Source organism: Mucilaginibacter sp. CAU 1740 (assembly GCF_039839285.1).
GTDB lineage: Bacteria > Bacteroidota > Bacteroidia > Sphingobacteriales > Sphingobacteriaceae > Mucilaginibacter.
On sequence record NZ_JBDOQS010000008.1, the window covers coordinates 296058 to 322368 of the forward strand.

Consider the following 26311-nt stretch of genomic DNA (forward strand, 5'->3'; position numbering starts at 1 on the left):
TCCCGGGAAATAAAAATCTAAAATCTTAATCCCAATCCCGCATCCTCATTTAAAATATACTTTCCATCCGCAAACTCCGGCATCACGTAAGGATTGTTACTCACCAAAAACGGTCCATCCAGATCCACCCAATCCGCTTGCGGGGCAATAGCTAAACCTGCCAGGGCGGCGCAGCTTGTTTCCGTCATACAGCCTATCATTATTTTCAAGCCAAGTTCACGCGCTTTATCTATCATACGCTTGGCTTCATATAAGCCGGCCGATTTCATGAGTTTGATATTGATACCGGTGTAAACACCCTTGGCTTTTTCTACATCTTCAAAACGTTGCACCGCCTCATCGCCAATAATGGGGATAGGGCTTCGCTCGGTGAGCCAAGCATTGCTATCCGGATCGGTTTTTAGCATGGGCTGCTCTATCAGCTGTACGCCTTGCTCATGCAGCCAGTAGGTCATGTCAAGGCTTTGCTGTAGGTCTGTCCAGCCCTGGTTGGCATCTACATATAACGGCACATCGGTAACTGAGCGAATAGTGGCGATCAATTCTTTATCACTATCCCTGCCTAACTTTACTTTGATCACTTTGAAACCTTCGGCTTCTTTTACTTTTTTGATGATCATTTCGGGCGTATCAATACCTATGGTAAAACTGGTAACAGGCATCAGTGTAGGGTTGCTGCCAAGTAATTGCCAGCAGGGTTTGCCTTTCAGCTTGCCATCCAGATCGTGCAGGGCAATATCAATGGCTGCTTTTACTGCCGGATTGCCCGGTGCAACGCTATCTAAGTAATTGATGATCGAGCCAAAATCAAAAGGATAGCTGAACTGGCTGATGTCAACTTTGCTCAAAAACGCGTTAGCCGTTTCATGGCTTTCGCCCATATAGGGCACCATTGATGCCTCGCCATAGCCTGTTTTACTTTCGTGGCTGATCTGCACCAGCATAACCGGGGTTGAGGTGCGCGAAAATTTGGCTATCGTAAAAGCATGCTTCAGCTGAAGCTCGTAGGGTTGATATGTCAGTTCCATGTTAAAAACCAAAGCTAAAATTTTAGTACCAAAATCGTGCTTATCTTTGCCGCCATGTCGGCACAAATTTATTCACCGTTCACTAATTTCAATTTCAGCAATAGTAAATGCTTCCTCACCGGGCAAAACCTTAATTCGCCCGAAGAACGCATCCAGGTTTTTCCGCAATGGCTCATGAGCCGTTACGAACTGGAAGACAAGCCATTTAAACTGCTTGATGAAAGCATGGCTACCTACAAAGACCTGAAGTTGCCATGCACTGCCGAGGTTAATGAATTATACCTGGAGCCTTTAGAAAATGAAATTGCCGCAGCTTTTGAAGGTGGATATGAAGCTGTAAAGGCTTTAGATGAGGATAAGCTGTTCCTTTGGGCGGGCAAATTATTGTACGGCATTATTTTTAATGAGATCCAGGCAGGGATCAAATTACAGCATTCGCAGGGCGAAGAGTTTAATATCTCGCAATCCATCATCCATAAATTCAATAATCTGCACATGATGTTGCAGAGCCTGAATTTACCTATCGAGTTTGATGGCTTTAAGCCTTATAGCCTTGTTTTATTTAAGGTAGATAATGCCGAGAATATTTTTGGCTACCGCGATGAGATCAATACCATGACTTTCTGCTTACGGGTGAACGATTTTGGTATGATCATTTGCTTGCAGGATAATGGTGCCAACGCCCGTTACCATAAAGAAGCTTTAGATAAAATTGGCGATCAAATACTTCACCCCATCCAGTTTGAAGAGCTGAACGCCCGCTTTTTTTACTCGGCCTACCTGTTTAACCGCCTGCCCGAGTATGATATTTTTAACATAGGTGATACTATTTCTGTAGAGGCACTACCCCTGCGCGGCACCAGCAGCAAACCACTGTTTGACGATTGGATGAATAAGACCTACGGCCAGGTATTAGAAAACTTCTGGAAAAATTGGGGGTTCCTGCTGTTAGAGATCATCAAGAACCCCGAAAAACCAATGAGCTTTTTATTTGATGCCGAGGGCAGTTTTAAAGATGCAAACGGCCTGGGGCTTCAGAAATAATTTGCTGAATAAACTCGCTTAAAACGTGGTGGTTAAAAACAATAGTGATCATCAGTCCGCTTATCGCTCCAAAAAAGTGTGCATCATGGTTGATCCTGTCGCGCGAATATTTGGAGGCATAATGGCAATACACCAGGTATAAAATGCCAAACACCCAAAACCAAATAGGAATAGGGATTGGCAATATCATAATGGTTTGCCATGGCGCAAACAATATTGTGCTGAAAATAACAGCGCTCACTGCTCCTGAAGCACCGAGACTAAAGTAGTTGTAATCGTCTTTATGTTTAACCACAGTTGGCATATCGCTTAATATTAAACTTAGTACATAAAGTATCCCAAATTGAGCATGCCCAATCACCGGCTCAAGATTAAACGCGAAGAAATAATACGACAGCATGTTGAAAAACAAGTGCATCCAATCGCGATGGATCAGCCCGCTGGTAATTACGGTATGGATATCCTTACCCCGGGAAACGGTGTAAGGGTGCAGCATCATGCGGCTGTACAGGTTGTTATTTGAAAAAGCTAACAGCGAGGTAATAATACTTATTACAAAAATAACACAGGCCACCGGGGCCGTTTGAAGGTATTCCATTTATTTAAGGTCGAGTTTGGTATCAGTTAGTATACGGCCCACCGGGTAACGTAAAAATGTTTTTTCAAAATAAGGCGAATTGCGGTACACCCAAAACAACTGCGCTTCGGCGCTTTGTGCCAGTTTGGGATCATCTTTTTTCGCCTCTTCCAGCTTTTGTTTAATGGATGGATCTTTCTTGATCAAGTCGGCAGCGATGTCCTCAAACACATAATCCGAAAAATATTCCTTTTCGCCCAGCATCGAATCAAAAAAGTTCCAGGTAAAAAACGAATCCACACCTTGTGGTTCCAACGTTTCCACGATATAACGGTTAATTGGCTGATTAGTATATACCACATAGTCGCCGCTGTAAAATTTAATAGGCATATCAACCGGGTTAAGCTTTACACCGCTGTGCAGGTAATGGCCTTCAAAAGGGCGAGGCGGAGTTTTATAATCGGCAATGTAATACATCTGCAGTTTAAGCGTGGTATCATGTGCCAGTTGTTTCATCTGTACGCCATTCAGTTTAAATAGATCAATAATTTTACCCCAGGCCTGCGGAATTACATAAGCCACCGGTTTATCGGCCGTGGCGGTTACTTTATAGCTGTTAAAATATTTGATAATTTTGGTATAGGGTTTATCGCGATCGTAATATAGCCGCTGCAAGCCGCTTACCTCGCTGGTTTTGTATTTGGCTTCATACCCTTTAAAGGTAATGGTATCCACCCTGCTGTTATCAACTGCCCAGCTTAAGGCAAAAGTTTTTTGTTTGCTTACCTCTTCATCGGCCTTGCGTTTTAACTCGCCAATTAGCTTCGAATCGCGCTGGTTGATCTCGATTAGGTGTTGCATAAAATCATAAGTGGCATACACGCGCTTATCAAACGGCTTAAGCATATGCGTTTCGGTAATGTAGCTGATGATGTTGTGCTGAGCAGTAAAACCTGTTGCAAAACGCGGTGTTTCTAAAAAACTCACGATGCCCGAATCGGGTAGTCCTTCCTCGCCCGCACCATATGGGATCATCTCATACCCGCTCTTTTTCATTTTGCTGTACAGGTACGGCGTGAGGGTTTTGGTAGTATAATCTGCCAGGATTGGGTTTTGCTTATCCTTTTGAGTTTCTATCAGCGTCATCACATACTGGTAATCGGCACCATCGCTGGTATGGTTATCCAGAAATATCTCAGGTTTCCATGTGGTGAGGATCTGTGTAAAAGCTAAAGCGTTACGGCTATCGGCCTTAATAAAATCGCGGTTCAGATCAAGGTTGCGATAATTTCCTCTAAAACCATAAGCAGATGGGCCGTTCTGGTTAACACGGCTCATGCCCCGGTTAAGACTGCCATCAATATTGTAAAGGGCTATTAGGCAGATCACCACATCTTTTGGCAGGGTGTTATTTTTAAGCATATCGCGCACCAGCATCATACTGGCATCAATACCTTCCGGTTCGCCGGGGTGGATGCCGTTGTTGATGAGCAGCACGCGTTTGTTTTGCTTTTTGATGATAGCGGGATCAAATACTTTATCTTTTGATAGCACTATCAGTGTTAAAGGTTTGCCAACATCAGTACTGCCATAATTGATCAGCCGCATTTGCTGCGGATAAAGCTTATTGAGCTTTTGATAATAATCGATAACCTGGGCGTAAGTGGCGGTATAGTTTTTATCCTTGCTTAGCTCAAAGGGAGTAAGCTGAGCTTTAGCCTGCAGGGCGATAAAACAAACCAATAATGCTGATAAAAATCTCTTCATAGAAATGCTTAATGCTCAAATATACTTTAAGTATGGCAAAGCGGCTGGGTGTAAGGGGAATTTTACGGGGTGAGGTATGGCGAATAATCTACTCACCCCGGCTACGCTGCGCTGGCCGCCCCTCTCTACAGCAAGCTGCAAAGAGGGAGGGAAAGTAGATCTTAAAAAACAAATCCCCTCTTTACGAGGTAGAAAGGGGTGTCGAGCGAAGCGATGACGGGGTGAGTCAACTCACAAAGCCGCTATCTCCGCCTGTACTTTTTTCGGTAAACTTTTCACTACCTGATCATACGAATGATCTATCATTTCGCAAAGCTGCTTACGGGTGAGTGAGCCGTTCATATACACCGTATTCCACATTTTTTTGTTCATGTGATAGCCGGGCTGTACTTCTGAATAACGTTCACGCAGTTCAACGGCCAATTCCGGGTCGCATTTTACGTTGAACCTGTCGCCGGTTTGCAGGTTGGTGAGCAGGAACAGTTTTTCGGCAATTTTAAATACAAGTGTATCCTCGCCAAAAGGAAAACCTTCGGTAGCGCCCGGTTTTTGCAGGCAATAATCGCGTAGGTCCTCTATATTCACTATCTGAAGTTGCGTACCAATTTGGTGTAAGATACCGTGTTGCCGAAGTTATATTTAAAGCCGAGGGTAAACATGGCAAATTGATCAGGCACGTTGTTTTTAAATTTTTGAGTATTATCGTTATACCCATCAAGGCCTTCACCAAAGGTGTAGGCGTGTTGATAGCCTAATGTTATGGTATAACCTACCTGGTCGTAATCATCATATATTTTAAATTCGTAACCAAACCGTATCGGTACCATCAGGTTAACACTTTTATCTTTACCAGGAAAAACGTAAGTGTTAGGACCGTTATATAAATAGAGGTTTGTACGCTGTATATCCTTCATGTTATTTGATATAGCACCAATACCAGCACCGATGTAAAAATTTTTGATCCTGTTTAAAAAAAAGCTGTCATCGTAGTCAATTATTTCGCCCATCTGCAAGTCGGCATGTAAAACAAGCGCTTTAAAATTGTTTTTCGAATAACGTCCATATCGGTCCTGGCTTTCAGTACGGCCGCCTCCTTCGAGTGTGCCAAACTGAACTTCAAGACTCATTGGCACGAAAGGGCTATAATTATAGGTTAAGTTTAAACTTCCGCCTGGGTGCCAAACTTGTCGGTTAAGGTCGTCAAAACCACGGCCATAGCTTGCGCCGAAACCCGCGCCCCATTCGTAATAGTTAAAACCACTCTGGGCTTTTGCCATCATCGTGACAGAAACCAAAACAAAAAGCAGAAAATATTTTTTCAATGTATAATTTTAATCAATATTTACAATTGGCTCCGGTTTAGGTCGGGAAGCCTTATTATGCTACTAATATAATAGCTTTATATGAATTTCAGCTCATCTATTACATTCACTGTAGCCGAACGCTTTTTGCGTTACGTTACCATTGATACGCAATCAGACCCTACTTCGGTTACATTTCCATCAACAGAAAAACAAAAAGACCTGGGTAGGTTGCTGGTTGATGAGCTGCTGGCCATAGGTGTTAGCGACGCGCATTTAGATGAGTGGGGCTATGTATATGCCACTATTCCATCCAATACGGATAAAGATGTGCCTGTGATCTGTTTCTGCTCGCACATGGATACCGCCCCCGATAGCAGTGGCAAGGATGTAAAACCCATTGTGCATAAAAATTACCAGGGACAGGATCTGATATTACCTGATGATACTACCCAAGTACTAAAAATGGCCGAGCATCCCGATCTGAAAAATCAGATCGGCAATGATGTGATCACAGCCAGCGGTACCACCCTGCTCGGTGCTGACAACAAGGCCGGCGTTGCCGAAATTATGGATGCCTGTTACCAGTTGATCAATCACCCCGAAATAAAGCATGGTACTATAAGGATCTTATTTACGCCAGATGAGGAAGTTGGCCACGGGGTTGATCATGTTGATATTGCCAAATTAGGAGCATTTGCGGGCTATACTATGGATGGCGAAAGTGCCGGGAACATGGAAAACGAAACTTTCTCTGCCGATGGTGCAAGGCTTACCATTCAGGGAGTAAGTTCGCACCCCGGTTTTGCTAAGGGCAAAATGGAAAGCGCCATTAAAATTGCAGGGCAGATCATTGCCACCCTGCCCGATGATCTGTCGCCCGAACATACTGAAGGCATGCAGGGTTTTGTACACCCGGTAGGCATGGAAGGCCATGTGGAAACAGCGTCGATAGATTTTATTATCCGCGATTTTGATGAGACCAAATTGGCCGGGCATGTAGATGTGATCCGCAAAACTGCTAATGCTGTATTAAAGAAATTTCCGGGTTCGAGCTATGATATCGCGGTGAGTCAGCAATACCGCAATATGAAAGGCGTGCTCGATCAAAACCCACAAATTGTAGATTACGCCATGGAGGCCATCAACCGTACCGGGCTTACCGCTAAACTGTGTAGCATCCGCGGTGGTACCGATGGCTCGAGACTTTCATTTATGGGCCTGCCCTGCCCTAATATTTTTGCCGGTGAGCACGCTTTTCACGGAAGGCACGAATGGGTATCAATACAGGATATGCAAAAAGCAGTGGAGACCATACTACACCTTTGCATGATCTGGGAAGAAAGAAGTTAATTTGAAGTCGGAAGTCTTTAGTTGTTTCTTTCTTTGACTTCGAACTAAAGACTTCTGACTTAAAACTAAAACAAAAGAAATGTACACCATACGCACAGCTACAGTAAACGATGTGGAAATCATCCGCGAGATAGCCGATAAAACCTGGTGGGTAACCTACGGCCCGATTTTAGAAAAAGCGCAGATAGAATTTATGCTGGGCGAGATCTATTCGGAAGAAAAGATCTCCAAACAAATTGCCGAAAACCTGCAAGCTTTTTTGTTATTAGAAGAGGATGGCCGTCCGGTAGCTTTTGCCGCTTATTCGCCCCGCGAAGAAGACGCCGAAATATACAAGTTGCATAAACTATACTGCCTACCCGAAACACAGGGCAAAGGTTATGGTAAAATATTGATCAATGCCGTTGCTGATAAAACTGTTGAAGCGGGAAAAACAGTGTTGGAACTTAATGTGAACAAATACAACAACGCCAAATCATTTTATGAAAAAATGGGCTTTGTTATAGCCTATGAAGAGGATATCCCGATAGGAGAATACTGGATGAATGATTACGTAATGCGGAAGGAGCTTTAATTAAGCTTCTTTGGGTGGCAGGGTTTTTAAAAGATCTTTGGCGGGAACGGCTTTGAAGCTGCCGTCAATTTCGCCAATGATTAAACTTTTGCCTTTTTCCGCAGATGATTCGACCAATTTCCTTATGGCTATATTCATGCCTTTAAGCACTTTTGCTTCTAATTCATTTATATCCATATTATTTGTTTTCATTTGCCTGATTAACAATTAACTTCCAAACATCGGGTTTTATTATAGAGGTTTCTGAAGCTTTTAAACCTTTCGCCACCACCTCCGGTCCGGTATTCATGTTCTTTATAACGAGCCATGTTTTACAAAGAGGTATATACAAAGATATTAAATTTTTTATCCCTCTGTAATACCTACGTTCAATCACATCAATGGGAATATTGTGCCCTCCTTCGCTAACTCGGGTAGCAACCCGTTCCATTGCTATTTGTGGAGAGCTTAGCCAGAAAAACAATAATGTAACCTCATATCCTTTTGCTTGAGCCCGCTTAACTAATGAGACATAACTGCGGGTTGCAAGCGTTGTTTCAAGTGCAAAATCAACACCGCGATTTAATAACTCTTCAATGCGCTGAAGCATAATCCTCCCAGCTTCGAGAGCTACGCTTTCGGGATCAAATGGCGAAAGCCCCGCTGCAATATTATCAGCATTAACAAACTCTTTGCAATTAAGCAATTCTGGCAAAACGGTATAACTCGCCGTTGTTTTACCCGCACCATTGCACCCTGCTATGATATATAAATTCGGCATACTTCCTATTTAATATAACTCTCCCTAAAAATAGCATATAAATGCTTATCCATCACCTCATCATTTTTAATAACAGAACGCCGCAGTATAGCCTCCTTAACGAACCCCGCCTTTTCAAGCACCCGCATTGAGGCTGTGTTTTTATCATAAACGCCCGCCTCTAAACGTTCCAGAGGGAAATACTCAAAGGCATATTTTGTTATCAATTTAACGGCTTCAGCCATTAGGCCTTTTCCCCAATGTTCTTCACCAAGCCAGTAGCCAATTTCGGCAGTTATGCGGCTTTCGCCGTTCATGAGCTCAATGCCAATACCGCCGCAGGATTCACCGTTAACGATAATAGCGAAATTGGTGAGCTGTGGTTGGTTTTGGGCCAGGTTGATCCAGAATTTGGCATCATCAAAAGTATATGGGTGCGGGAACCTGTCGCGCAAAAACAGGGGTACTTTGGGGTTGTTAGCATGTTTTTGTAGTGATGCTTCATCGCCCGTTTGCCATTCCCGTAATAAAAAATCTTCGCCCTGTAATATCATTTTGTAACAATAAACTGCTTAAAAATAGTAATGATTGCCTAAACTATTAAATTGCACGTTTTAAGTTGATATGAAAAAACTGTTAGGCCTCATGCTGCTATTGCCGGCGGCAACTTCCTTTGCCCAAAAACTGGATACCCTCACTATCGAAAAAATTATGCGCGACCCAAAATGGATCGGCGTATCTCCCTCTAACATTAAATGGGCCGATGATAGTAAAAAGATCTATTTTAAATGGGATGAGAATGCATCAGGCAATACGGCGTTGTATTCGGTAGCCCCTGCCGATAACCGGGCGCAAAAAGTAAGCATTACCGAACAGCGAGCCCTTAGCACCGACAACGGCGACTGGAACAAAAAGCACAGCCAAAAAATATTCAGCAAAAACGGTGACTTATTTTTATTCGATATAAAAACTAACAAAACCACCCGCCTCACCAATACCGTAGCGCAAGAAACCGCCCCGGCTTTTAGCGGCGATGAAACCAAGATCATTTACCGCGAGGATAATAACCTATTCGCCATCAGCCTGAAAACTGGCCAATTGATACAGCTTACCAACTTTGTGCGAACGGCAACTGATAAAAAAAGCAAGGATAACCCCAACGAGCAGGAGCAATGGCTTAAAAAGCAGCAGCTGGAACTGTTTGATATTATTAAAGAGCAGGCTAAAGAAGAAAAGAAAGATTCGATCCAAACCGAATTGCTGAAACCCGAAAAGCTAAAAGAAATTGTAACCGGCGATAAACGCATAAGTGGGGTAAAGAACAGTCCTGACGGTAGGTTTATTACCTACAGGCTTACCAAACGTGCCGATGGTGTGCAAAATGCCATTGTGCCTAATTATGTAACTGCTTCGGGCTTTACCGAGGATATCCCTAACCGATCGAAAGTTGGCCGCGCTTCTTCTGCATCCGAAACTTTTGTTTACGATAAACGCCGCGAAGCTTATTATCCTATCATTACCTCAGATATTCCGGGAATAAAAGACCTGCCTGACTACCTGAAAGATTATCCCGATGAACTAAAAGAACGCCAAAAGCAAAACGCCGACAGGCCCGTAACCATTGATGGTGTGTTATGGAATGAAAGCGGGAGCAATGCGGTGGTGATCATTTCATCTCAGGATAATAAAGATTGTTGGATCATGCGCCTCGATCCTGTAAGCGGTAAACTAAGCATACTCGATCGCCAGCGCGATGAGGCATGGGTTGGTGGGCCGGGTATTGATAACCCTGGCAATGCAGGCTTTATTGATGCTACCCATTTTTATTACCAAAGCGAGGCCAGCGGCTACTCGCACATTTATGTGGTAGATGTGGAGAGTGGCGCTAAAAAACAACTCACCAGTGGTAAATGGGAAGTTCAAACATTGCAGTTGAGCAACGATAAAAAAACATTTTATTTTACTGCCAATATCGATCATCCCGGTATTACGCATTTCTACAGCATCCCGGTTACGGGCGGAACACCGGTTAAAATTACAGGGATGAAAGGTGGAAATGAGGTAACGCTTTCGCCAGATGAAAAGTGGCTTGCTATTCGCTACTCCTACTCAAATCGTCCGTGGGAATTATATATTCAGGCTAACAAGCCTGGTGCAAAAGCCGTGAAAATAACCAATTCAGTTTCGGCCGAATACCTGTCGTACCCATGGCGAGATCCTGAGATCATCAGCTTTAAAAACCGCTATGGTGCAGATGTTTACGCACGCTTATATCAGCCTAAAAAAGCAGACCCGGCAAAACCGGCTGTGGTGTTTGTACATGGAGCTGGCTACCTGCAAAACGTAACTTACTCCTGGAGCTATTACTTCCGCGAGTATATGTTTAACAACATGCTGGCTGATAATGGTTACACCGTTTTGGATATCGATTACACCGCGAGTGCAGGCTATGGCCGTGACTTCCGCACAGGCATTTACCGCCACATGGGAGGCCGCGACCTAACCGACCAGGTGGACGGTGTGAAACTACTGGTTGATAAATATGGCGTTAACCCTAAACACGTGGGCCTTTACGGCGGATCATACGGTGGCTTTATCACGCTGATGGCTATGTTTACCGAGCCTGATGTTTTCTCAGCCGGCGGTGCTATCCGTTCAGTTACCGATTGGGCACACTATAATCATGAATACACCTCCAACATCCTGAACGAACCTTTTACCGATGAGCAGGCTTACCGCAAAAGCTCGCCTATTTATTTTGCCAATGGTTTAAAAGGCAACCTGCTGATGCTGCATGGTATGATAGATCAGAATGTGAACTACCAGGATATTATCCGGCTAACTCAAAAATTAATCGAACTGCATAAAGAGAATTGGGAGCTGGCTTCATACCCGGTAGAGGATCATGGTTTTGAACAGCCAAGTAGTTGGGCTGATGAGTATAAACGGATTTATAAATTGTTTGAGGGGACACTGAAGAAGTAAGTCAATATGGATGCTTACAACAGTTTGATAAAGGCCCATTACGCTTCAATTTGGGGAGATGGTTTTGAAAAGAGAAAGTGGAATAAAGGCCCTATAAATGAGCTTGGCGACAATCTTTCTATTTGGGAGTTTAGGCCGACAGAAACGCGAAAAATGTGGACTTATGCTACTGTTGGCATGTCGACCTTTACCCATAAAACTCCGTTAGAGCTGCATATGTTTTCTGCTGTTCAGGATGAGTCGATATTGGAATTGTTAACCGCGGCGGCTTATTATCATAGTACTGAAAACAATCTCGGCTTAAATCATACGGTTGATTTTGGCGGGCCATGGCAAGGGGCTTCGGTGTGTAGTTATGGTTTGATCTCGCTGCCATATCTTGATGGGCCGAAGTTGGAGTTACTGGATCCGGGAAATGGGAATAAAGCTATAGCCTGCTATTGGCTTATTCCCATAACGTTGCAGGAGCGGGAATATAAAATGGAATACGGTATAGAAGCCCTTGAAGAGAAATTTGAACAAAAAGGCTTCAATTATCTTGATCCTGAAAGGGAGAGTGTTGTATAGCAAACGGGCCAGGTAAAAAACATGTCATTGCTAGTGAGTAGAAGCCGAGGCCTCTGAAGGAGATATGACATTTTCGGGCGGGCCGGTCACTCTGAGCTTGTCGAAGAGTAGCGCGCAGAGGCCCTACCCACCATGCTTCGACAGACTCAGCATGACACCCATTTTAAACTTGTCATGGGTAGCGTAGCGTGGCAATCGCATGCTATACAGGGCCGCTCTGCTTCCGTGCGATTGCTTCGTCGTACCTCCTCGCAATGACATCATTATAGTAAAAGGGGATGCATTTGCCATTGGCGAATGCATCCCTTTTATTTTTTAGTTTAATTAAAATACCCTCCAATCTGCAAATCTTCCATCAAACCGATATGCGTAGGTTTCCAACCTGTAACCTCGCTGGTTTTAGCTGATGAAGCTTCACAATTCATACTGGCAAAATGGGTGAACCAGGTAAAGTGAGCCGCTACATCATCTCCTGTTTTGCTTTCAACCGGCAGGTTTAAGCCTTCGCCAATGGCGGTTGCTATTTCTTTAAAAGGGATACCTTCTTCGGCAACGGCATGGTAGTTTCTTAGCGCTGGCTTTTGCTCAACTATCAAACGGTACAATACTGCTGCATCCTGGCGGTGGACGGCCGGCCAAAGGTTAGCGCCCTCGTTAATGTAGGCCGAAACGCCTTTTTCTTTTGCCATATTGATGATCATCGGTACAAAACCATGGTCGCCGGCATCGTGGGTGGTTGGTGGCAGCCTTAACGTGTAGGCATTTACGCCTTTAGCCTGGGCGGCGCGTACGGCTTCTTCAGATGCCATGCGGGCTACTACGTCCGATCCAACCGGTGGCTTTTCATCCTCGGTTACTTTATGGTTTAAGCCGCTAAATAAGCCGATGCCGGTAGTAACCACTAAGGGACGGTCGCTGCCTTCCAGTACCGAGGCCATGGCTTCTACAACCTGCCTGTCGGTTTCGCAGTTATCCTTAAATTTTGAAAAATCGTGGTTGAAAGCAGTGTGGATCACGGCATCGCAAACGGCAACACCGCTTTTAATACTTTCCAGATCGTACAGATCGCCATGGTGCACTTCGGCACCTAAGGCGGCCACTTTTTCGGCACCGGCATCCGAGCGAACCATGCCCAACACCTCATGTCCGGCCGATAATAATTCTTTAACAATTGCAGAGCCTACGAATCCCGAAGCTCCTGTAACAAATACACGCATAGGTCAATTAAAATTTGTGAGCTACAAAATTGCCCTAAAATGGTGCCAAAAACGAGGTCATTTGACCATGATTTAAAATCGCTGTAACTGATCGTGCCTAAGGCGGGTAAGGGTTTTGATAGATACGCCCATGTAATCGGCTATCATTCGCAAAGGTAAACGGGATAAAAGCGTTGGATAGGTTTTTACAAAGTCCTCATACTTTTCTTCGGGTGTGCCGCTTAAGGCTGTTAAAATACGCTGGCGGCTGTTGTAAATATTACGTGAGATCAACTGTTGTGAATGCATTTTAAATTGCGGCAGACTGGCAATCAGTTTATCAAAATCTGTTTTATTCCACAGTAATACTTCACTTGGTTCAATAGCGGCAATATTATACTTTGCAGGTTGCTGACTATCGTAGCTTTCAACATCTAAAGTCCAGCTGCTTTCGGGCGAGAATTGGAGGATATGTTCGCTGCCGTCTTCTTTAATAGCGTAGTTTCTTAATATTCCGTTGGCTACGAAGATCTTTTGCCTGCATACCTCACCGGCAGTAAGCAGGGCTTCGTTTCGTTTTAGTTTCTGTGTTGTGGCAAGATCAATGATCTGCCTCATCTCTTCATCAGAGAGCTGGGTATGTTGGTGGAGATAATTTTCGAAAATTTCTTTCATCGGTAATATCAAAAATACGGAAGATGAGGAGGAAGTGCAAACGGGCTATTTACTCACCCCGACTTCGCTACGCTCGCCACCCCTCTCTACGCTTCGCGTAAAGAGGGGATTTTTTTGTTTTTTCTTTTCCTACCCTCTTTGCGGCTTGCCGGAGAGAGGGTGGTCCAGCGAAGCGTAGACCGGGTGAGTCGATTCTGCGCCATGTTTATTTTCCGGGTGGGCGTGTCTCCACGCCTACATGCTTTCTGGCCAGCAATTACTCTATTGGAAAATCCACATCAAAACATGCTTCCCCTGCTTCCTCAACAAAGCATCCACAACCTTCATCGTATTATTCGAAATAGCTGGGCAGCCCCAGCCCTCCGGTGTACCATTAGGATAAACCTCCATCTCGGGCACCTGTTCCCATGAGTGGAAAACGATCTGCCTCGCCAGCGCATTGTTATTGGTACTTTCCAACCCAGTTAAATAATATTTTACATGGATGCCCCAGGCGCTGTAAGCCCGGCCATCTATTTCATATTTACCCAGTGCGGTACAATGACTCCCATCCAGGTTACTAAACTCCGGCTTATCTTTCGACCATACCCCACTCCATGGGTTCCGGCCGCAGCCGTGACTTACCAGGCCGGTTAGCAGTGTATCATTTTTCTTAAAATCCCAAACAGCAAAGCGCTTAACGCCCGAAGGCAGGCTCATATCAATCAAAATGCAATAGCGGGTATTGTAGCCTCGCTGCCTGCAAAAAGCAAGGCTTTGTTTGGCTTTTGCTTTAAGGCGATCAAGATTTAACCCGGGTGTAGCAGCATTAAGCTTAAAACAACAGGCTATCAGGCATATCAGCAGGAAAAAAGATTTAGATTTCAATTGTAACAGGTTTTGATTTGTAAACCTAAAAAACGGGTTTTTATTACAATAAAGGTATCTTGGTGCATGAAAATTTTCATTTCAATTTTATTGGTTCTGATGATATTCGGCTGTTCGTCAAAACCCGATAGCCGCGTCATATCCATCAGGCTCATCAACAATAAAAAAGCATTACAAATAAAAGGTTTTGATGCAGCAGTTATTAATGATATCGCCCGAGATTCATCCACGGAGGCCTGGCAGGCATTGATGCTTGTTTACCGTATGCCTGCAGATACCGATCTGAAAAACCTGCAACCTGTGCAACCCGGATGCTACACCGTAAGTAACAATGTGATTGTTTTTACGCCCGATACCGCTTTCGCCACACAGCAAAGCTATTTTTTGCGTTACTATGATTTCGATAAAGGCACAACCCTTACCGATTTGATAAAAAGCCGTAGTAAACCCGGTGCTTTACACTATAGCGATTTGATTTTTAAGCCATAAACTACCTATTTGCTTGAAAATTTAATATTTTTGATTATATTTGCAACCGTTAATAAAAGAGGGGGCAATTAGTCCCCTCTTTTATTTTATCAATCAAAATTATTCTGTCAAAAACACCGGTGGGTAATGAATATTGAAAAAAGGGTAAAAGAACTGGTAGAAGAGAAATTAGCAGATAAGCCAGACTTGTTTATTGTTGACATTAAAATGCACAGTAACGGCAAGCTGATCATTCTGCTTGATGGCGATAATGGTATCGGTATTGATGATTGCGTAAAGGTAAGCAGGCACGTAGGTTTCCATCTGGAAGAAGAAAACGTGATCGAAACAGCTTATAACCTGGAGGTTTCATCGCCGGGTATTGATTTTCCGCTGTCGTCGCCAAGGCAGTACGCCAAAAATGTAGGGCGTAACCTCGGCATAAAAATGAAAGATGGTGCAAAACGCGAAGGTGTATTAAGCAGCCTTACCGAAGATGCCATCACTATTGAAGAAACAGTAAAAGAAAAAGGGAAAAAAGCGCAGGTTGTTGAAAGCGTGATCCCGTTTGATCAAATAACAGAAACAAAGGTTTTAATATCATTTAAGTAAAAAATGAGCAATATTAATTTAATTGATTCTTTTCAGGAATTTAAAGATTTCAAGAACATTGACCGCCCTACCATGATGAGCGTTCTGGAAGACGTTTTCAGAAGCATGATCAGAAAAAAATACGGTACGGACGAAAATTGCGACGTAATTGTGAACACCGACAACGGTGACTTGGAGATTTGGCGCACACGTAAGGTAATGGAAGATGGCTTTAGCGAGGATGATGACCTGGAGATCGAACTGGCCGAAGCTCACCTTTATGATGCCGACCTTGAAGTGGGCGACGATTATATCGAACAGATCACTTTAGAGAGCTTTGGTCGTCGTGCTATTTTAGCTGCCCGCCAAACTTTGGTATCTAAAATTTTAGAATTAGAGAAAGACGAGATCTTCAAAAAATATAAAGACCGAGTAGGTGAAATTGTTACCGGCGAGGTTTACCAGGTTTGGAAAAAAGAAACTTTGGTGCTTGATGATGAAGGTAACGAGCTGTTGCTGCCAAAAACAGAGCAGATCCCGGCCGACTACTACAAAAAAGGCGATAGCGTAAAAGCTGTTGTACATAAGGTAGATATGCTGAACAGCAACCCGAAAATCATCATTTCACGTACAGCGCCTGAGTTTTTACAGCGTTTGTTTGAACTTGAAGTTCCGGAGATTTTTGATGGTTTGATCACTATCAAGAAAATTGTTCGCGAACCAGGCGAGAGGGCAAAAGTTGCTGTAGAATCATACGATGACCGTATCGATCCGGTTGGTGCCTGCGTAGGTATGAAAGGTTCGAGGATTCATGGTATCGTTCGTGAGTTGAAAAACGAGAATATCGACGTGATCAACTTTACCAACAACGTTCAATTATATATTCAGCGTGCATTATCGCCTGCAAAAATCACTTCTATTAAATTAGATGATGAGAAAAAAACAGCGGCGGTGTACCTGAAACCCGACCAGGTTTCGTTAGCGATCGGCAGAGGTGGGCACAATATTAAACTGGCAGGAAAATTGACAGGATACGAAATTGATGTTTACCGTGAGGCTGATGAGCATGATGAAGACGTGGACATTGAAGAATTTTCAGACGAAATTGATAGCTGGATCCTTGACGAATTTAAACGTATTGGTTTAGATACCGCCAAGTCAGTTTTAGCCTTAACCGTAGGTGAATTGGTTAAACGTACCGATTTAGAGGAAGAAACTGTAAAAGAAGTGTTATCAATATTGAGTGCAGAGTTTGAATAATCATAATAAGCAAAATTAAAATCGTATTTTTGCACCCGAATAAGCAGAGAAAGTAAGTAATAATAAATGTCAGAAGACAAATCCATAAAATTAATTAAAGCAGTAAAAGAACTGAACATTGGCATGGGTACCCTTGTCGATTATTTAGCAACCAAAGGATACAAGGTTGACAAGCATCCTATGGCCAAGCTGGATAACGATATGTACAGCGCCCTGTTGAAGGAATTTGCTGTTGACAAAAGTATTAAGGAGGAAGCTAAGCAGATCAGTATCGGAAAGATAAGGAAAGAAGAGCCTGCTGCACAGATTCCTGAAAAGCCGGTTGAGAACCGCCGTTCGCGCGATTTTGAGAACGAAGAGATACTGATCAAGAACGCAGGTCAATTTGCACAGCCTCAGGTTGAAAAACCTAAACCGGCTGAGCCTGTAGCTCCGGCTGCACAAGCGCCTGCACGTTCTGATGAGCGCAATGACGTATTACCTGGTGTTAAGGTTATTGGTAAAATAGATCTTAACAACCTGAATGCTAAACCACAGCCACAGGCCGAAAAACCTGCGGAAAAACCAGTGGAAGTTGTTAAACAGCCCGAGCCTGTTGCAGCAGCGCCTGCACCGGCCCCTGTTGAGCCAAAAGTTGAAGCGCCAAAACCGGTAGCAGTACCAGAGCCGCCAAAGGTTGAAACACCTAAAGCGCCTGAACCTGTTGTTGAAGCTCCTAAAGCTGAAGAGCCTAAAGCGCCTGTAGCTGCTCCTGTTGCTGAGAAAGCACCAGTGGCTGCGCCACCTGTAACTCCGGCTGCCCCTGCCGAAACAACGGCAGCAGCCGATGACAACCAGGAACCAGACGTGATCCGCGCTAAAGCCGAGCGTTTAACCGGTCCGAATATTATTGGAAAGATCCAGTTACCTGTTAACGCGCCAAAACGTAACCCGGTAGCTTCATCAAACGCTAATAATAACCAGGCCGACAATAAACGCAAACGCAAGCGTAAAGATAATCACGGCAATCCGCAACAAGGTGGTGGTAACCATCCTCAAGGCCAGCAAGGCGGTGGTGGCAATCATCAGCAAGGCCAGCAGCCAAGCGGTGGTGGTACTATAAATCCTAACCGCCCGGATTTCAGGAACCGTACACACGGCGCGCCTGGTAACAGTGCACCTGGTCAGGGTGGCGGTCATCACGGTGGTGGTGGTCATCATGGTGGTGGTAACCGTCCGGATTTCAGGAACAACCGTAACAATCCTCCTCAAAACACAGGTCCGAAGGAAGAACCTTCAGAAAAAGATATACAAGACCAGATCAAGGCTACACTTGCACGCTTAAGCGGCGCAGGTAAGTCTGGTAAATTTGCGCAACGTGCTAAATTCCGTCGTCAAAAACGTGATGATGTTGCCGCAAGTGCCGAAGAACTGGCAATGGAGCAGGAACTTCAATCAAAAGTATTGAAGGTTACCGAGTTCGTAACAGCCAACGAATTGGCCAGCATGATGGATGTGTCTGTAACGCAGATCATTTCAACCTGTATGAGCCTGGGTATGTTCGTATCCATTAACCAAAGGCTTGATGCCGAAACACTTTCTATCGTAGCCGACGAGTTTGGCTACCAGGTTGAATTTGTGAAACCACAGGATGAGGAAGCCAACCTTGATCAACCCGATGATCCGGCCGATCTGGTGGCACGTGCCCCTATCGTAACCATTATGGGTCACGTTGACCACGGTAAAACTTCATTGCTGGATTTTATCCGCAAAACCAACGTAATTGGCGGCGAGGCGGGTGGTATTACCCAGCACATTGGTGCATACGAGGTAACATTGCCAGAAAACAAAGGAAAGATCACCTTCCTGGATACACCGGGTCACGAAGCGTTTACCGCTATGCGTGCAAGGGGTGCACAGGTTACGGATATAGTTATTATAGTGATAGCTGCCGACGATAGCGTGATGCCACAAACCCGCGAGGCGATAAACCACGCGCAGGCTGCAGGCGCACCGATCATCTTCGCCTTTAACAAAATTGATAAGCCGGGTGCCAATGCCGATAAGGTAAGGGAACAATTATCGGCCATGAATATTTTGGTTGAAGAGTGGGGCGGTAAATACCAATCGCAGGAAATTTCGGCCAAAACCGGCTTAAATGTTGATCTGTTATTGGAAAAAGTATTGCTTGAAGCAGAGATCCTTGAGCTTAAAGCTAACCCTAACAAACGTGCCGTAGGTACTGTTATTGAGGCTGCTTTAGATAAAGGCCGTGGTATTGTAACTACAGTATTGGTACAGGCCGGCCGCTTAAAAGTGGGTGACCCGATATTGGCAGGCTGCTACAGCGGGCGTGTAAAAGCGTTAACCAACGAGCGTGGCCAGCGTGTAGAATCTGCAGGCCCATCAACACCGGTACAGGTGTTAGGTATGCAGGGTGCACCAACCGCGGGCGATAAATTTAACTCGCTTGAAAGCGAAGTTGAAGCACGTGAAATTGCCAACAAACGTTTACAATTACAACGTGAGCAGGGCTTACGTACCCAGAAACACATCACGCTTGATGAGATCGGCCGCAGGTTGGCAGTTGGTAACTTTAAGGAACTTAACATCATTGTTAAAGGTGACGTGGATGGTTCGATCGAGGCCTTGTCAGATTCGTTGTTGAAACTATCTACCGAGCAGATCCAGGTGAACGTGATCTCGAAAGCGGTAGGTCAGATCTCCGAATCAGACGTATTGCTGGCATCAGCATCAGACGCGATCATCATCGGTTTCCAGGTACGCCCATCAACAGGTGCACGTAAACTGGCCGAAGCCGAGCAGATTGATATCAGGCTGTACTCGATCATCTACGATGCGATCAACGAGATCAAAGCGGCAATGGAAGGTATGCTTGCGCCAACCTTTGAAGAGAAAATTGTGGCTAACGTTGAGATCCGCGAAACCTTCAAGATCAGTAAAGTTGGTACTATTGCAGGTTGTATGGTACTTGATGGTAAAATTAACCGTAACAGCAAGATCCGCATTGTGCGTGATGGTGTGGTAATTTACACCGGCGAACTTGCTTCACTGAAACGTTATAAAGACGATGTGAAAGAAGTAAGCCAGGGTTACGAGTGCGGTTTGAACATCAATAACTTTAACAACATTGAAGTAGGCGACATTGTTGAAGCTTACGAAAACGTGGAAGTAAAACGCAAGTTGGCATAAGTAATTAGCGTATAAATATTGAAGGGCTTATCTGAAAAGATAGGCCCTTTTTTATTAGGCTATATTCAAGAGGGAACGTGCGGTGCGCGCGCACCGGCTTGGCGCTAAGATTTATTTGTAAAAGAAGAAGAATCTAACACCTTAACTAACATTTCAAATTCCGGCAGATAAAATCCATCGTTAAGATTTTTATAGTATTTATGATATTTCTCCAACAAGAGATCATAATTGGGGTTTTGGACGATTTTGGCAAGTATAAGACCCACATTACCTTCATATTTCAGTCCCGAAAAAATACTTGCCTCATTTTCTATATTTATTGCCCCCTCAAGGTTTTCTAAATTATCATATTTTTCATAGAAGGGAACCGCTGTTTTAATGAATAACGTTTTTATATAATTGACACATATATCTATATCATCTTCCGAACTTAAATAACATTTATAATCTTTCCCATCATTGATGAATTTCTCAATGCTAATTCCAATAGTTGGGGTGGTTTTATGATATTTTGCTTCATAATAGGATGCTTTATGATATATATCTTCAACAAGATGATACCTTATAAGCATCCCTAAGTTGATTTCCCATCCGTATTGTCTATCTAAAAAAATCAAATGAAATTTATTCCATCCCCATCTGCGTCTCTCAGTAAATTCACATACACTTTTATTTAAGGAGAAGTTAAGATCTTTGAAAAAAGGGTTTAACTTCTCAAGTAAATTAATTTTGAGCTTGTTTTTCTCCATTTTACGGTCTTACATGTTTACTTTAATTGGCGGATTTTTATACTTGCTGGATGCACCCATTCGCCACGAGTATGCAGCGAAGGGCTTGTGAAATAACGTAATCGTGACTGCTTCTACTAAAAAACAACAAGTACGAAGCTTACGGCCAACTTATATATAAACCCCTCCCAAATAAATTCATCTAACCTTACAGATAAATTTAAGATACCCTTCCGGATCAGAGCGGGAAATTTTCAATAGAACCTCTTCGTGAACCTGGAATGTATCTTCGGTTGTAGTAAAATCACTTTGATAAGTTTTATTATGATATTTATATTCTACATAAATCATAGTAACACTTCTTCCTCGTTCTTTTTGAACTATATGTGCTTTAACATAGGCTCCATTACTTAATTCTTGTTTTTGTTTTTGACCAGAATAGTAAATCCAAATAGTACAGAGTATGATCATTATGGCGGCTATTATAAGCGCATATTTTCGGGAGTCATCATTGCTCATGTAATTGATTTGTTAAAGGTTAAGGTAGTTTATTAAGCTATTATTTATAGGCGTAATTTTATAGGGATCATGGGTGATATGGTAAATTATCCCGTCTGTATCAATTCCCACAAAGTCACCATCTTCAGTATCCATCAGGTGGTAATACAATTTTCCATCTAAGGGTACTTCATATACTTGTCCTGGATTTACAAGCTCCAGATCTTCATCTTTTAGTAAGGATTTTACTTTATCGTAGTCGGGGTTGTCCTTTTTTTGTAAGGTGTAATTACTTACATCGATGTTATTTACGTCAATTTTAATATCATCGGCACCCACTAACTTGTATCCGCAAATTACATCGCTGGAGATGAAAATTGTGAATAGTTTGCTTTTTAGGTTCGGGCTATCAAAAACCCGGATATTCGTGATTTGAAAATCAAGCCCCCTGTTGTTTTCAAAATCGTTTATCACATCCGGATTAAATGAAAGGGCTACATAATCAGGAAAATCTTTGCTATAACCAATCAATGCAAAACGAAATAGGTTTTTATGTACCTGTTCCAAAAGCGAATGAAAATCAGCCGGAAGTTTCTGTATGGTATTAGAAAGGAGTTGCATTTCCCATTTTTCAACAGGGCGTCGCTTTCTTTTTCTGTTAAATAAATTAAACATTTGATAGATTTAAGGTTTTTGTAATGATTTGCAAGCTGGCCATTGCCGTAATGCTGTCAATTCCCATTTCCTTTTCGGGCGTAAAGCCCCAGCTTATTTGAAGGTTCAGATTTAGTGATCATATAGTAACCAATACAAAGATACAGTTCACCTATTTTCTTTTTACCGAGAAAAACGGTACGTCCCTCTAAATGAAAATAACTTTGAGTATCAAAAGTGAGAAAATCACCTATATGACTCCCTCCGTCATACTTCCACTCATATTTTGTGATGTAAGAACTTCTATTTACATAATAAAGAAAGGCGAGTATTGCCAATGTAAAACACAATATTAACTTTTTAAAGGCTTTCATTCGTCTTTCCGGGGTTTGTCATTGTTGCTTGTACTTAAGGCTTATCTATAATTATTTTTGTAAAAACGCGCACATTGGCTATGCGATGATCGGGGTTCAAGTTACGGTATCATTAAAAAGTATCAAAAAGATTATGGAATATACTGTTACATATAGTAAACTCTATGCGTAATGTTTTAAGGAATGTGACCTGGTTATTGCCCTGTAACATAATTAATACAACTTTTACCGACACTTATTTCCTTATTACCTAAAAGTCATGTAAATTCCATTTTTTATGACTGATTGAATGACAAAAAAAATTATCCTAACCTTAGTCATCGCCTGGAGCATTATCGCAAGTAACCAGGTATTCGCTCAAATGGCTGCGGATAGCACAGGTTTTAACCAGGTAATTGCCGGTTACAACAAGGCTATAGGCAAACAATCGTACCTGTACAATGGTACCGAGTACGAGTTTTATCCTCCTACCATAAAAGGCAACGCATATATTTTTGATGTTAACACCTTTAAACCCGGACGTGTAAATTACGATGGGGCTTATTATGATAACGTACCCATGATGTACGATTTGAATAAAGAGATTGTTGTTATTTTATTGTATAACAACTTTACCAAAATATCACTGATCAACGAGCGGATCTCTGATTTTTCCCTGCTTGGACATTCATTTGTGCGCATCAATGCCGATTCATTGACCGGTACCAAAAAAGTAGCTACCGGTTTTTATGATGAGCTGTTTAATGGTAAACATGTACAGCTTTTTGCAAAACGCGCAAAAACCATCCAAACCACTACCGGCACCAATACGCTGGAGAGTTTCTTTTCCGAAACCCGTGATTATTATCTTAAAAGAGGGAACGATTACATCTCGTTTGGCGGAAAAGGCGCTTTGCTTTCCTTACTTAAAGACAGGAAAAAAGAACTGAACCAGTTTATAAAAGCCAACAATATTGATTACAGGAGCGATCCCGAAGCATCAATGACCGCCATTGTTAAATATTACGATCAACTTAATAACTAAAGCCCGAAATGGTGCCTGCCGATACCGGTTTTACGCGTATTGATACAAGAAAAAATTAACCACCCCGGATGAAAAAAATTTACTTTTTAAGTTTCTGCTTTTTGATTTTATTAAAGCTTGCCCATGCGCAGCAGGGTAACGTAAAATTAATAAGCGTAAACTTTCAACAGGCTACTATTGATCAGTTTGTTACCGAGCTGGAAACTAAATCGGGATATCATTTTTTTTACGATCCCAGCCAGTTTGATAGCCTAAAGGTGACAGTTCAAGTTAACAATAAACCGCTCGAAACTGTACTTAGCCTCGCTTTTAAAGGCACCGATTTTAAATATGCGATAACCAAGCAGCAGGTTTTTTTAACAAAGGGCCGCGAAATACAAACCGGTTTGGCTATTGGTTATTTTGATATTACCCAGGCAAATGCCACCACGGCCAATACAAGTGTAACATCTGCCGAGGCCGATAATGCCCTTACCGACAAGGATAAAAAGATCCCGGAAGCCACTACAGAAAACAAACTGTATGAAATTGGCATAAAAACAAACACCATCGAGGCTGGTACCGCTACCCTTTCGGGTTATGTAAAGGAAGCAAAATCCGGCGAATCTGTAGTTGGGGCCAGCATTTATGTTACCAATACTAAAACCGGGGTAGCTACAGATCAGTTTGGATATTTCACCATTAAGTTGCCTAAAGGCCGCCAGATATTAAGTATCAGGGGCATTGGCATGCGCGATACCCGCAGGCAAATTGTTTTATATTCTGACGGTAAGATCATCATTGAGATGAAAGAACAGGTTACCAGTTTGAAAGAGGTGAAGATCTCGGCCGAAAAGGTGGCAAACGTGCGCAACGTGCAGTTGGGTGTTAACAAACTTGATATTAAAAGTATAAAACAGGTGCCTACCGTATTTGGCGAGGCTGATATATTAAGGGTAGTATTAACCCTGCCAGGTGTACAATCTGTTGGCGAGGCCACAACCGGTTTCAACGTACGCGGTGGTTCGGCCGATCAAAACCTTATTTTGATGAACGATGCTACCATTTATAACCCATCGCACTTTTTTGGTTTCTTTTCGTCGTTCAACCCGGATATTGTTAAGGATATTGAGCTATACAAAAGCAGCATCCCCGAAAGGTTTGGCGGTCGTTTATCGTCGGTACTGGATGTTACCAACCGCGAGGGTAATAAAAAGAAGTTTACCGGTTCGGCAGGGATTGGTTTGATCACCAGCAGGCTGAATGTTGAAGGGCCGATCATTAAAGATAAAACCTCGTTCTCATTCGGCGGACGTACCACTTATTCAGATTGGTTACTGAAATTGCTGCCCGAGGCATATAAGCATAGCCAGGCGTCGTTTTATGATGTAAACCTCGATATCGTTCATCAGTTTAACGATAAAAACAGTTTGTATTTAACCACCTACCTCAGTAGGGATAAGTTTAAACTTAACAGCGATACGTCGTACGGCTACAGCAATAAAAACATCAACCTAAAGTGGAAGCATAATTTTAACAACAAGCTGTTCAGCGTTATTACGGCAGGTATTGATAGGTACCAATATGATATTGGCAGCACAGTAAACCCGGTAAATGCCTACAAACTTAACTTCGATGTTAACCAAAAAAACTTCAAGGCCGATTTTACCTTTTATCATGATCGTAAAAACACCATCGATTTTGGGGTAAGCTCTATTTATTATACTCTGCATCCTGGTAATTTTCAGCCAAACAGTCCGCAATCGTTAGTAGCGCCAGATGTAGTTGCAACGCAGCAGGCGCTGGAGAGCGCGGCCTATTTAGGCGATAAGTTTGATGTTACTGAAGATTTTTCAATTAGCGGCGGCGTGCGTTACTCGCTGTATAATTACTTAGGACCGCAAACGGTTTATAATTATGCCCCTAACCTGCCTAAAACAAGCTCAAACTTTTTAGATAGCACTAATTACGCTAAAGGTAAATTTATCAAAACATATTCCGGCCCCGAGATCAGGGTTTCAGCAAGGTACCAGGTAGGTGATAATACTTCGATAAAAGGCGGCTACAATACGTTGCGCCAATACATCCACTTATTATCAAACACAACGGCCATTGCACCTACCGATGTATGGCAGCTTAGTGATCCAAACATTAAACCTCAATACGGCGATCAGGTATCATTGGGTTTATATCATAACCTAAAATCAAACACGATAGAAACATCGGTAGAAGTTTACTACAAACGCCTGAGAGATTACCTTGATTATAAAAGTGGTGCCAACCTGGTGCTGAACCATCACATAGAAACCGATGTTATCGGCACCGAAGGAAAAGCTTATGGCATTGAGCTTTTAGTTAAAAAAGCAACAGGAAAGGCTAATGGCTGGATCAGCTACACTTACTCTCGCACTTTCCTGAGGCAAAACGACCCGAATGCGGGCGAAATGATAAACGGGGGCGCATATTATCCTGCAAATTTTGATAAGCCGCACGATTTTAATTTTATAGGTAATTACAGGTTTTCGCACAGATTTAGCGTTTCATTAAACCTTACCTACAGCACCGGCAGGCCAATAACATTACCTATTGCCAAGTATGAGTACGGTGGTTCGGAAAGGGTATTTTACTCCGATAGGAACCAATACCGCATCCCCGATTATTTCCGCTCAGATTTTTCGATGAATATTGAAGGGAACCATAAAGTGCACCAGCTAACCCACAATTCGTTCACCATAGGCGTGTACAACTTAACCGGCAGGCAAAACGCGTACTCAACCTATTTTACCCAGGAGGGTGGCGTAATTACCGGGTATAAGCTATCCATATTTGCCAAACCAATACCATTTATAAATTACAATATCAGGTTTTAA

At 43.0% G+C, this 26311-nt stretch carries 26 protein-coding genes; 11 read left to right on the plus strand and 15 right to left on the minus strand.

Features of this window, described 5'->3' with window-relative positions; genetic code table 11:
- Positions 1–17: 17 nt before the first annotated feature.
- Positions 18–1028 (minus strand): dipeptide epimerase, encoded by a 1011-nt coding sequence (locus AAFN85_RS18770; protein ID WP_347529145.1) that lies wholly within the window; start codon positions 1026–1028, stop codon positions 18–20.
- Positions 1029–1064: 36 nt separating this feature from the next.
- Here AAFN85_RS18770 and AAFN85_RS18775 point away from each other — a divergent pair, with 36 nt between their 5' ends.
- Positions 1065–2072, plus strand: a complete 1008-nt coding sequence (locus AAFN85_RS18775; protein ID WP_347529146.1) for a hypothetical protein — start codon at positions 1065–1067, stop codon at positions 2070–2072.
- Here the strand turns inward: AAFN85_RS18775 and AAFN85_RS18780 are convergent.
- From AAFN85_RS18780 to AAFN85_RS18795, 4 genes are all read right to left on the minus strand, one after another.
- On the minus strand, positions 2038–2670 hold the full coding sequence (locus tag AAFN85_RS18780; protein ID WP_347529147.1) for a rhomboid family intramembrane serine protease: 633 nt from the start codon (positions 2668–2670) through the stop codon (positions 2038–2040). The genes AAFN85_RS18775 and AAFN85_RS18780 overlap by 35 nt on opposite strands.
- Positions 2671–4416: a M14 family zinc carboxypeptidase gene (locus tag AAFN85_RS18785; RefSeq protein WP_347529148.1), complete on the minus strand. Its 1746-nt coding sequence runs from the start codon at positions 4414–4416 to the stop codon at positions 2671–2673. It abuts the gene before it with no gap.
- Between the two features lie 231 nt (positions 4417–4647).
- Positions 4648–5001, minus strand: a complete 354-nt coding sequence (locus AAFN85_RS18790) for an MmcQ/YjbR family DNA-binding protein (RefSeq protein ID WP_347529149.1) — start codon at positions 4999–5001, stop codon at positions 4648–4650.
- Positions 5001–5738 carry a hypothetical protein gene (locus AAFN85_RS18795; protein WP_347529150.1) on the minus strand — a complete coding sequence of 246 codons (738 nt, stop codon included), beginning with the start codon at positions 5736–5738 and terminating at the stop codon, positions 5001–5003. Before AAFN85_RS18795 ends, AAFN85_RS18790 begins: the two co-directional genes overlap by 1 nt.
- Positions 5739–5819: 81 nt before the next feature.
- Between AAFN85_RS18795 and pepT the strand changes: the two genes are divergently transcribed.
- A complete protein-coding gene (gene pepT / locus AAFN85_RS18800; protein ID WP_347529151.1) occupies positions 5820–7070 on the plus strand; it encodes a peptidase T in 1251 nt (416 codons plus the stop codon).
- Positions 7071–7149: 79 nt separating this feature from the next.
- A complete protein-coding gene (locus AAFN85_RS18805) occupies positions 7150–7644 on the plus strand; it encodes a GNAT family N-acetyltransferase (RefSeq protein ID WP_347529152.1) in 495 nt (164 codons plus the stop codon).
- Here AAFN85_RS18805 and AAFN85_RS18810 read toward each other — a convergent pair whose 3' ends face one another.
- The 3 genes from AAFN85_RS18810 to AAFN85_RS18820 are packed head-to-tail and all read right to left on the minus strand — an operon-like array spanning position 7645 to position 8937.
- The gene (locus tag AAFN85_RS18810) at positions 7645–7836 is read right to left on the minus strand and encodes a hypothetical protein (RefSeq protein ID WP_347529153.1); all 192 of its coding nucleotides are present in this window, start codon (positions 7834–7836) and stop codon (positions 7645–7647) included.
- The gene (locus AAFN85_RS18815) at positions 7823–8404 is read right to left on the minus strand and encodes a zeta toxin family protein (RefSeq protein WP_347529154.1); all 582 of its coding nucleotides are present in this window, start codon (positions 8402–8404) and stop codon (positions 7823–7825) included. Before AAFN85_RS18815 ends, AAFN85_RS18810 begins: the two co-directional genes overlap by 14 nt.
- Before the next feature lie 5 nt (positions 8405–8409).
- The gene (locus tag AAFN85_RS18820; RefSeq protein ID WP_347529155.1) at positions 8410–8937 is read right to left on the minus strand and encodes a GNAT family protein; all 528 of its coding nucleotides are present in this window, start codon (positions 8935–8937) and stop codon (positions 8410–8412) included.
- Between the two features lie 70 nt (positions 8938–9007).
- Between AAFN85_RS18820 and AAFN85_RS18825 the strand changes: the two genes are divergently transcribed.
- Together AAFN85_RS18825 and AAFN85_RS18830 are read left to right on the plus strand one after the other, a co-directional pair.
- Positions 9008–11368 (plus strand): prolyl oligopeptidase family serine peptidase, encoded by a 2361-nt coding sequence (locus tag AAFN85_RS18825; protein WP_347529156.1) that lies wholly within the window; start codon positions 9008–9010, stop codon positions 11366–11368.
- Positions 11369–11374: 6 nt separating this feature from the next.
- A complete protein-coding gene (locus AAFN85_RS18830) occupies positions 11375–11935 on the plus strand; it encodes a suppressor of fused domain protein (RefSeq protein WP_347529157.1) in 561 nt (186 codons plus the stop codon).
- A 320-nt stretch (positions 11936–12255) separates the two neighbouring features.
- Here AAFN85_RS18830 and AAFN85_RS18835 read toward each other — a convergent pair whose 3' ends face one another.
- The 3 genes from AAFN85_RS18835 to AAFN85_RS18845 all read right to left on the minus strand — a co-directional run bounded on the left by AAFN85_RS18835 (position 12256) and on the right by AAFN85_RS18845 (position 14673).
- The gene (locus AAFN85_RS18835) at positions 12256–13152 is read right to left on the minus strand and encodes an SDR family oxidoreductase (protein ID WP_347529158.1); all 897 of its coding nucleotides are present in this window, start codon (positions 13150–13152) and stop codon (positions 12256–12258) included.
- A 72-nt stretch (positions 13153–13224) separates the two neighbouring features.
- Positions 13225–13806, minus strand: coding sequence for a Crp/Fnr family transcriptional regulator (locus AAFN85_RS18840; protein WP_347529159.1), 582 nt, complete (start codon positions 13804–13806; stop codon positions 13225–13227).
- 261 nt (positions 13807–14067) lie between these two features.
- Entirely contained in the window at positions 14068–14673 is a 606-nt protein-coding gene (locus tag AAFN85_RS18845) for a murein L,D-transpeptidase catalytic domain-containing protein (protein ID WP_347529160.1), read from the minus strand.
- Between the two features lie 66 nt (positions 14674–14739).
- On the opposite strand from AAFN85_RS18845, the gene AAFN85_RS18850 reads away from it, so the two are divergent.
- The 4 genes from AAFN85_RS18850 to infB all read left to right on the plus strand — a co-directional run bounded on the left by AAFN85_RS18850 (position 14740) and on the right by infB (position 20184).
- Positions 14740–15162 carry a hypothetical protein gene (locus AAFN85_RS18850; protein ID WP_347529161.1) on the plus strand — a complete coding sequence of 141 codons (423 nt, stop codon included), beginning with the start codon at positions 14740–14742 and terminating at the stop codon, positions 15160–15162.
- Positions 15163–15288: 126 nt separating this feature from the next.
- A complete protein-coding gene (rimP, locus tag AAFN85_RS18855) occupies positions 15289–15753 on the plus strand; it encodes a ribosome assembly cofactor RimP (protein ID WP_347529162.1) in 465 nt (154 codons plus the stop codon).
- Between the two features lie 3 nt (positions 15754–15756).
- Positions 15757–16992, plus strand: a complete 1236-nt coding sequence (gene nusA / locus AAFN85_RS18860) for a transcription termination factor NusA (protein WP_347529163.1) — start codon at positions 15757–15759, stop codon at positions 16990–16992.
- A gap of 66 nt (positions 16993–17058) precedes the next feature.
- On the plus strand, positions 17059–20184 hold the full coding sequence (gene infB / locus AAFN85_RS18865; protein WP_347529164.1) for a translation initiation factor IF-2: 3126 nt from the start codon (positions 17059–17061) through the stop codon (positions 20182–20184).
- A gap of 104 nt (positions 20185–20288) precedes the next feature.
- Here the strand turns inward: infB and AAFN85_RS18870 are convergent, their stop codons facing one another.
- From AAFN85_RS18870 to AAFN85_RS18885, 4 genes are all read right to left on the minus strand, one after another.
- Complete coding sequence (locus AAFN85_RS18870) at positions 20289–20933, minus strand: hypothetical protein (RefSeq protein ID WP_347529165.1); 645 nt, start codon at positions 20931–20933, stop codon at positions 20289–20291.
- Positions 20934–21110: 177 nt separating this feature from the next.
- Positions 21111–21431 carry a hypothetical protein gene (locus AAFN85_RS18875; RefSeq protein ID WP_347529166.1) on the minus strand — a complete coding sequence of 107 codons (321 nt, stop codon included), beginning with the start codon at positions 21429–21431 and terminating at the stop codon, positions 21111–21113.
- A 12-nt stretch (positions 21432–21443) separates the two neighbouring features.
- A complete protein-coding gene (locus AAFN85_RS18880) occupies positions 21444–22085 on the minus strand; it encodes a hypothetical protein (protein ID WP_347529167.1) in 642 nt (213 codons plus the stop codon).
- A gap of 56 nt (positions 22086–22141) precedes the next feature.
- Positions 22142–22438, minus strand: coding sequence for a hypothetical protein (locus AAFN85_RS18885; RefSeq protein WP_347529168.1), 297 nt, complete (start codon positions 22436–22438; stop codon positions 22142–22144).
- Positions 22439–22727: 289 nt separating this feature from the next.
- On the opposite strand from AAFN85_RS18885, the gene AAFN85_RS18890 reads away from it, so the two are divergent.
- Both AAFN85_RS18890 and AAFN85_RS18895 read left to right on the plus strand, forming a co-directional pair.
- Positions 22728–23462: a hypothetical protein gene (locus AAFN85_RS18890; RefSeq protein ID WP_347529169.1), complete on the plus strand. Its 735-nt coding sequence runs from the start codon at positions 22728–22730 to the stop codon at positions 23460–23462.
- A gap of 68 nt (positions 23463–23530) precedes the next feature.
- Positions 23531–26311, plus strand: coding sequence for a TonB-dependent receptor (locus tag AAFN85_RS18895; RefSeq protein ID WP_347529170.1), 2781 nt, complete (start codon positions 23531–23533; stop codon positions 26309–26311).

Coding starts and splice junctions, on each gene's coding strand:
- AAFN85_RS18840 (WP_347529159.1), bottom strand. CDS start 13,806: ATGAAAGAAATTTTCGAAAATTATCTCCACCAACATACCCAGCTCTCT.
- AAFN85_RS18780 (WP_347529147.1), bottom strand. CDS start 2,670: ATGGAATACCTTCAAACGGCCCCGGTGGCCTGTGTTATTTTTGTAATA.
- AAFN85_RS18835 (WP_347529158.1), bottom strand. CDS start 13,152: ATGCGTGTATTTGTTACAGGAGCTTCGGGATTCGTAGGCTCTGCAATT.
- AAFN85_RS18805 (WP_347529152.1), top strand. CDS start 7,150: ATGTACACCATACGCACAGCTACAGTAAACGATGTGGAAATCATCCGC.
- AAFN85_RS18885 (WP_347529168.1), bottom strand. CDS start 22,438: ATGAAAGCCTTTAAAAAGTTAATATTGTGTTTTACATTGGCAATACTC.
- pepT (WP_347529151.1), top strand. CDS start 5,820: ATGAATTTCAGCTCATCTATTACATTCACTGTAGCCGAACGCTTTTTG.
- AAFN85_RS18850 (WP_347529161.1), top strand. CDS start 14,740: ATGAAAATTTTCATTTCAATTTTATTGGTTCTGATGATATTCGGCTGT.
- AAFN85_RS18825 (WP_347529156.1), top strand. CDS start 9,008: ATGAAAAAACTGTTAGGCCTCATGCTGCTATTGCCGGCGGCAACTTCC.
- AAFN85_RS18785 (WP_347529148.1), bottom strand. CDS start 4,416: ATGAAGAGATTTTTATCAGCATTATTGGTTTGTTTTATCGCCCTGCAG.
- AAFN85_RS18870 (WP_347529165.1), bottom strand. CDS start 20,933: ATGGAGAAAAACAAGCTCAAAATTAATTTACTTGAGAAGTTAAACCCT.
- nusA (WP_347529163.1), top strand. CDS start 15,757: ATGAGCAATATTAATTTAATTGATTCTTTTCAGGAATTTAAAGATTTC.
- AAFN85_RS18875 (WP_347529166.1), bottom strand. CDS start 21,431: ATGAGCAATGATGACTCCCGAAAATATGCGCTTATAATAGCCGCCATA.
- AAFN85_RS18895 (WP_347529170.1), top strand. CDS start 23,531: ATGAAAAAAATTTACTTTTTAAGTTTCTGCTTTTTGATTTTATTAAAG.
- AAFN85_RS18890 (WP_347529169.1), top strand. CDS start 22,728: ATGACAAAAAAAATTATCCTAACCTTAGTCATCGCCTGGAGCATTATC.
- AAFN85_RS18820 (WP_347529155.1), bottom strand. CDS start 8,937: ATGATATTACAGGGCGAAGATTTTTTATTACGGGAATGGCAAACGGGC.
- rimP (WP_347529162.1), top strand. CDS start 15,289: ATGAATATTGAAAAAAGGGTAAAAGAACTGGTAGAAGAGAAATTAGCA.
- AAFN85_RS18830 (WP_347529157.1), top strand. CDS start 11,375: ATGGATGCTTACAACAGTTTGATAAAGGCCCATTACGCTTCAATTTGG.
- AAFN85_RS18770 (WP_347529145.1), bottom strand. CDS start 1,028: ATGGAACTGACATATCAACCCTACGAGCTTCAGCTGAAGCATGCTTTT.
- AAFN85_RS18810 (WP_347529153.1), bottom strand. CDS start 7,836: ATGAAAACAAATAATATGGATATAAATGAATTAGAAGCAAAAGTGCTT.
- AAFN85_RS18815 (WP_347529154.1), bottom strand. CDS start 8,404: ATGCCGAATTTATATATCATAGCAGGGTGCAATGGTGCGGGTAAAACA.
- infB (WP_347529164.1), top strand. CDS start 17,059: ATGTCAGAAGACAAATCCATAAAATTAATTAAAGCAGTAAAAGAACTG.
- AAFN85_RS18880 (WP_347529167.1), bottom strand. CDS start 22,085: ATGTTTAATTTATTTAACAGAAAAAGAAAGCGACGCCCTGTTGAAAAA.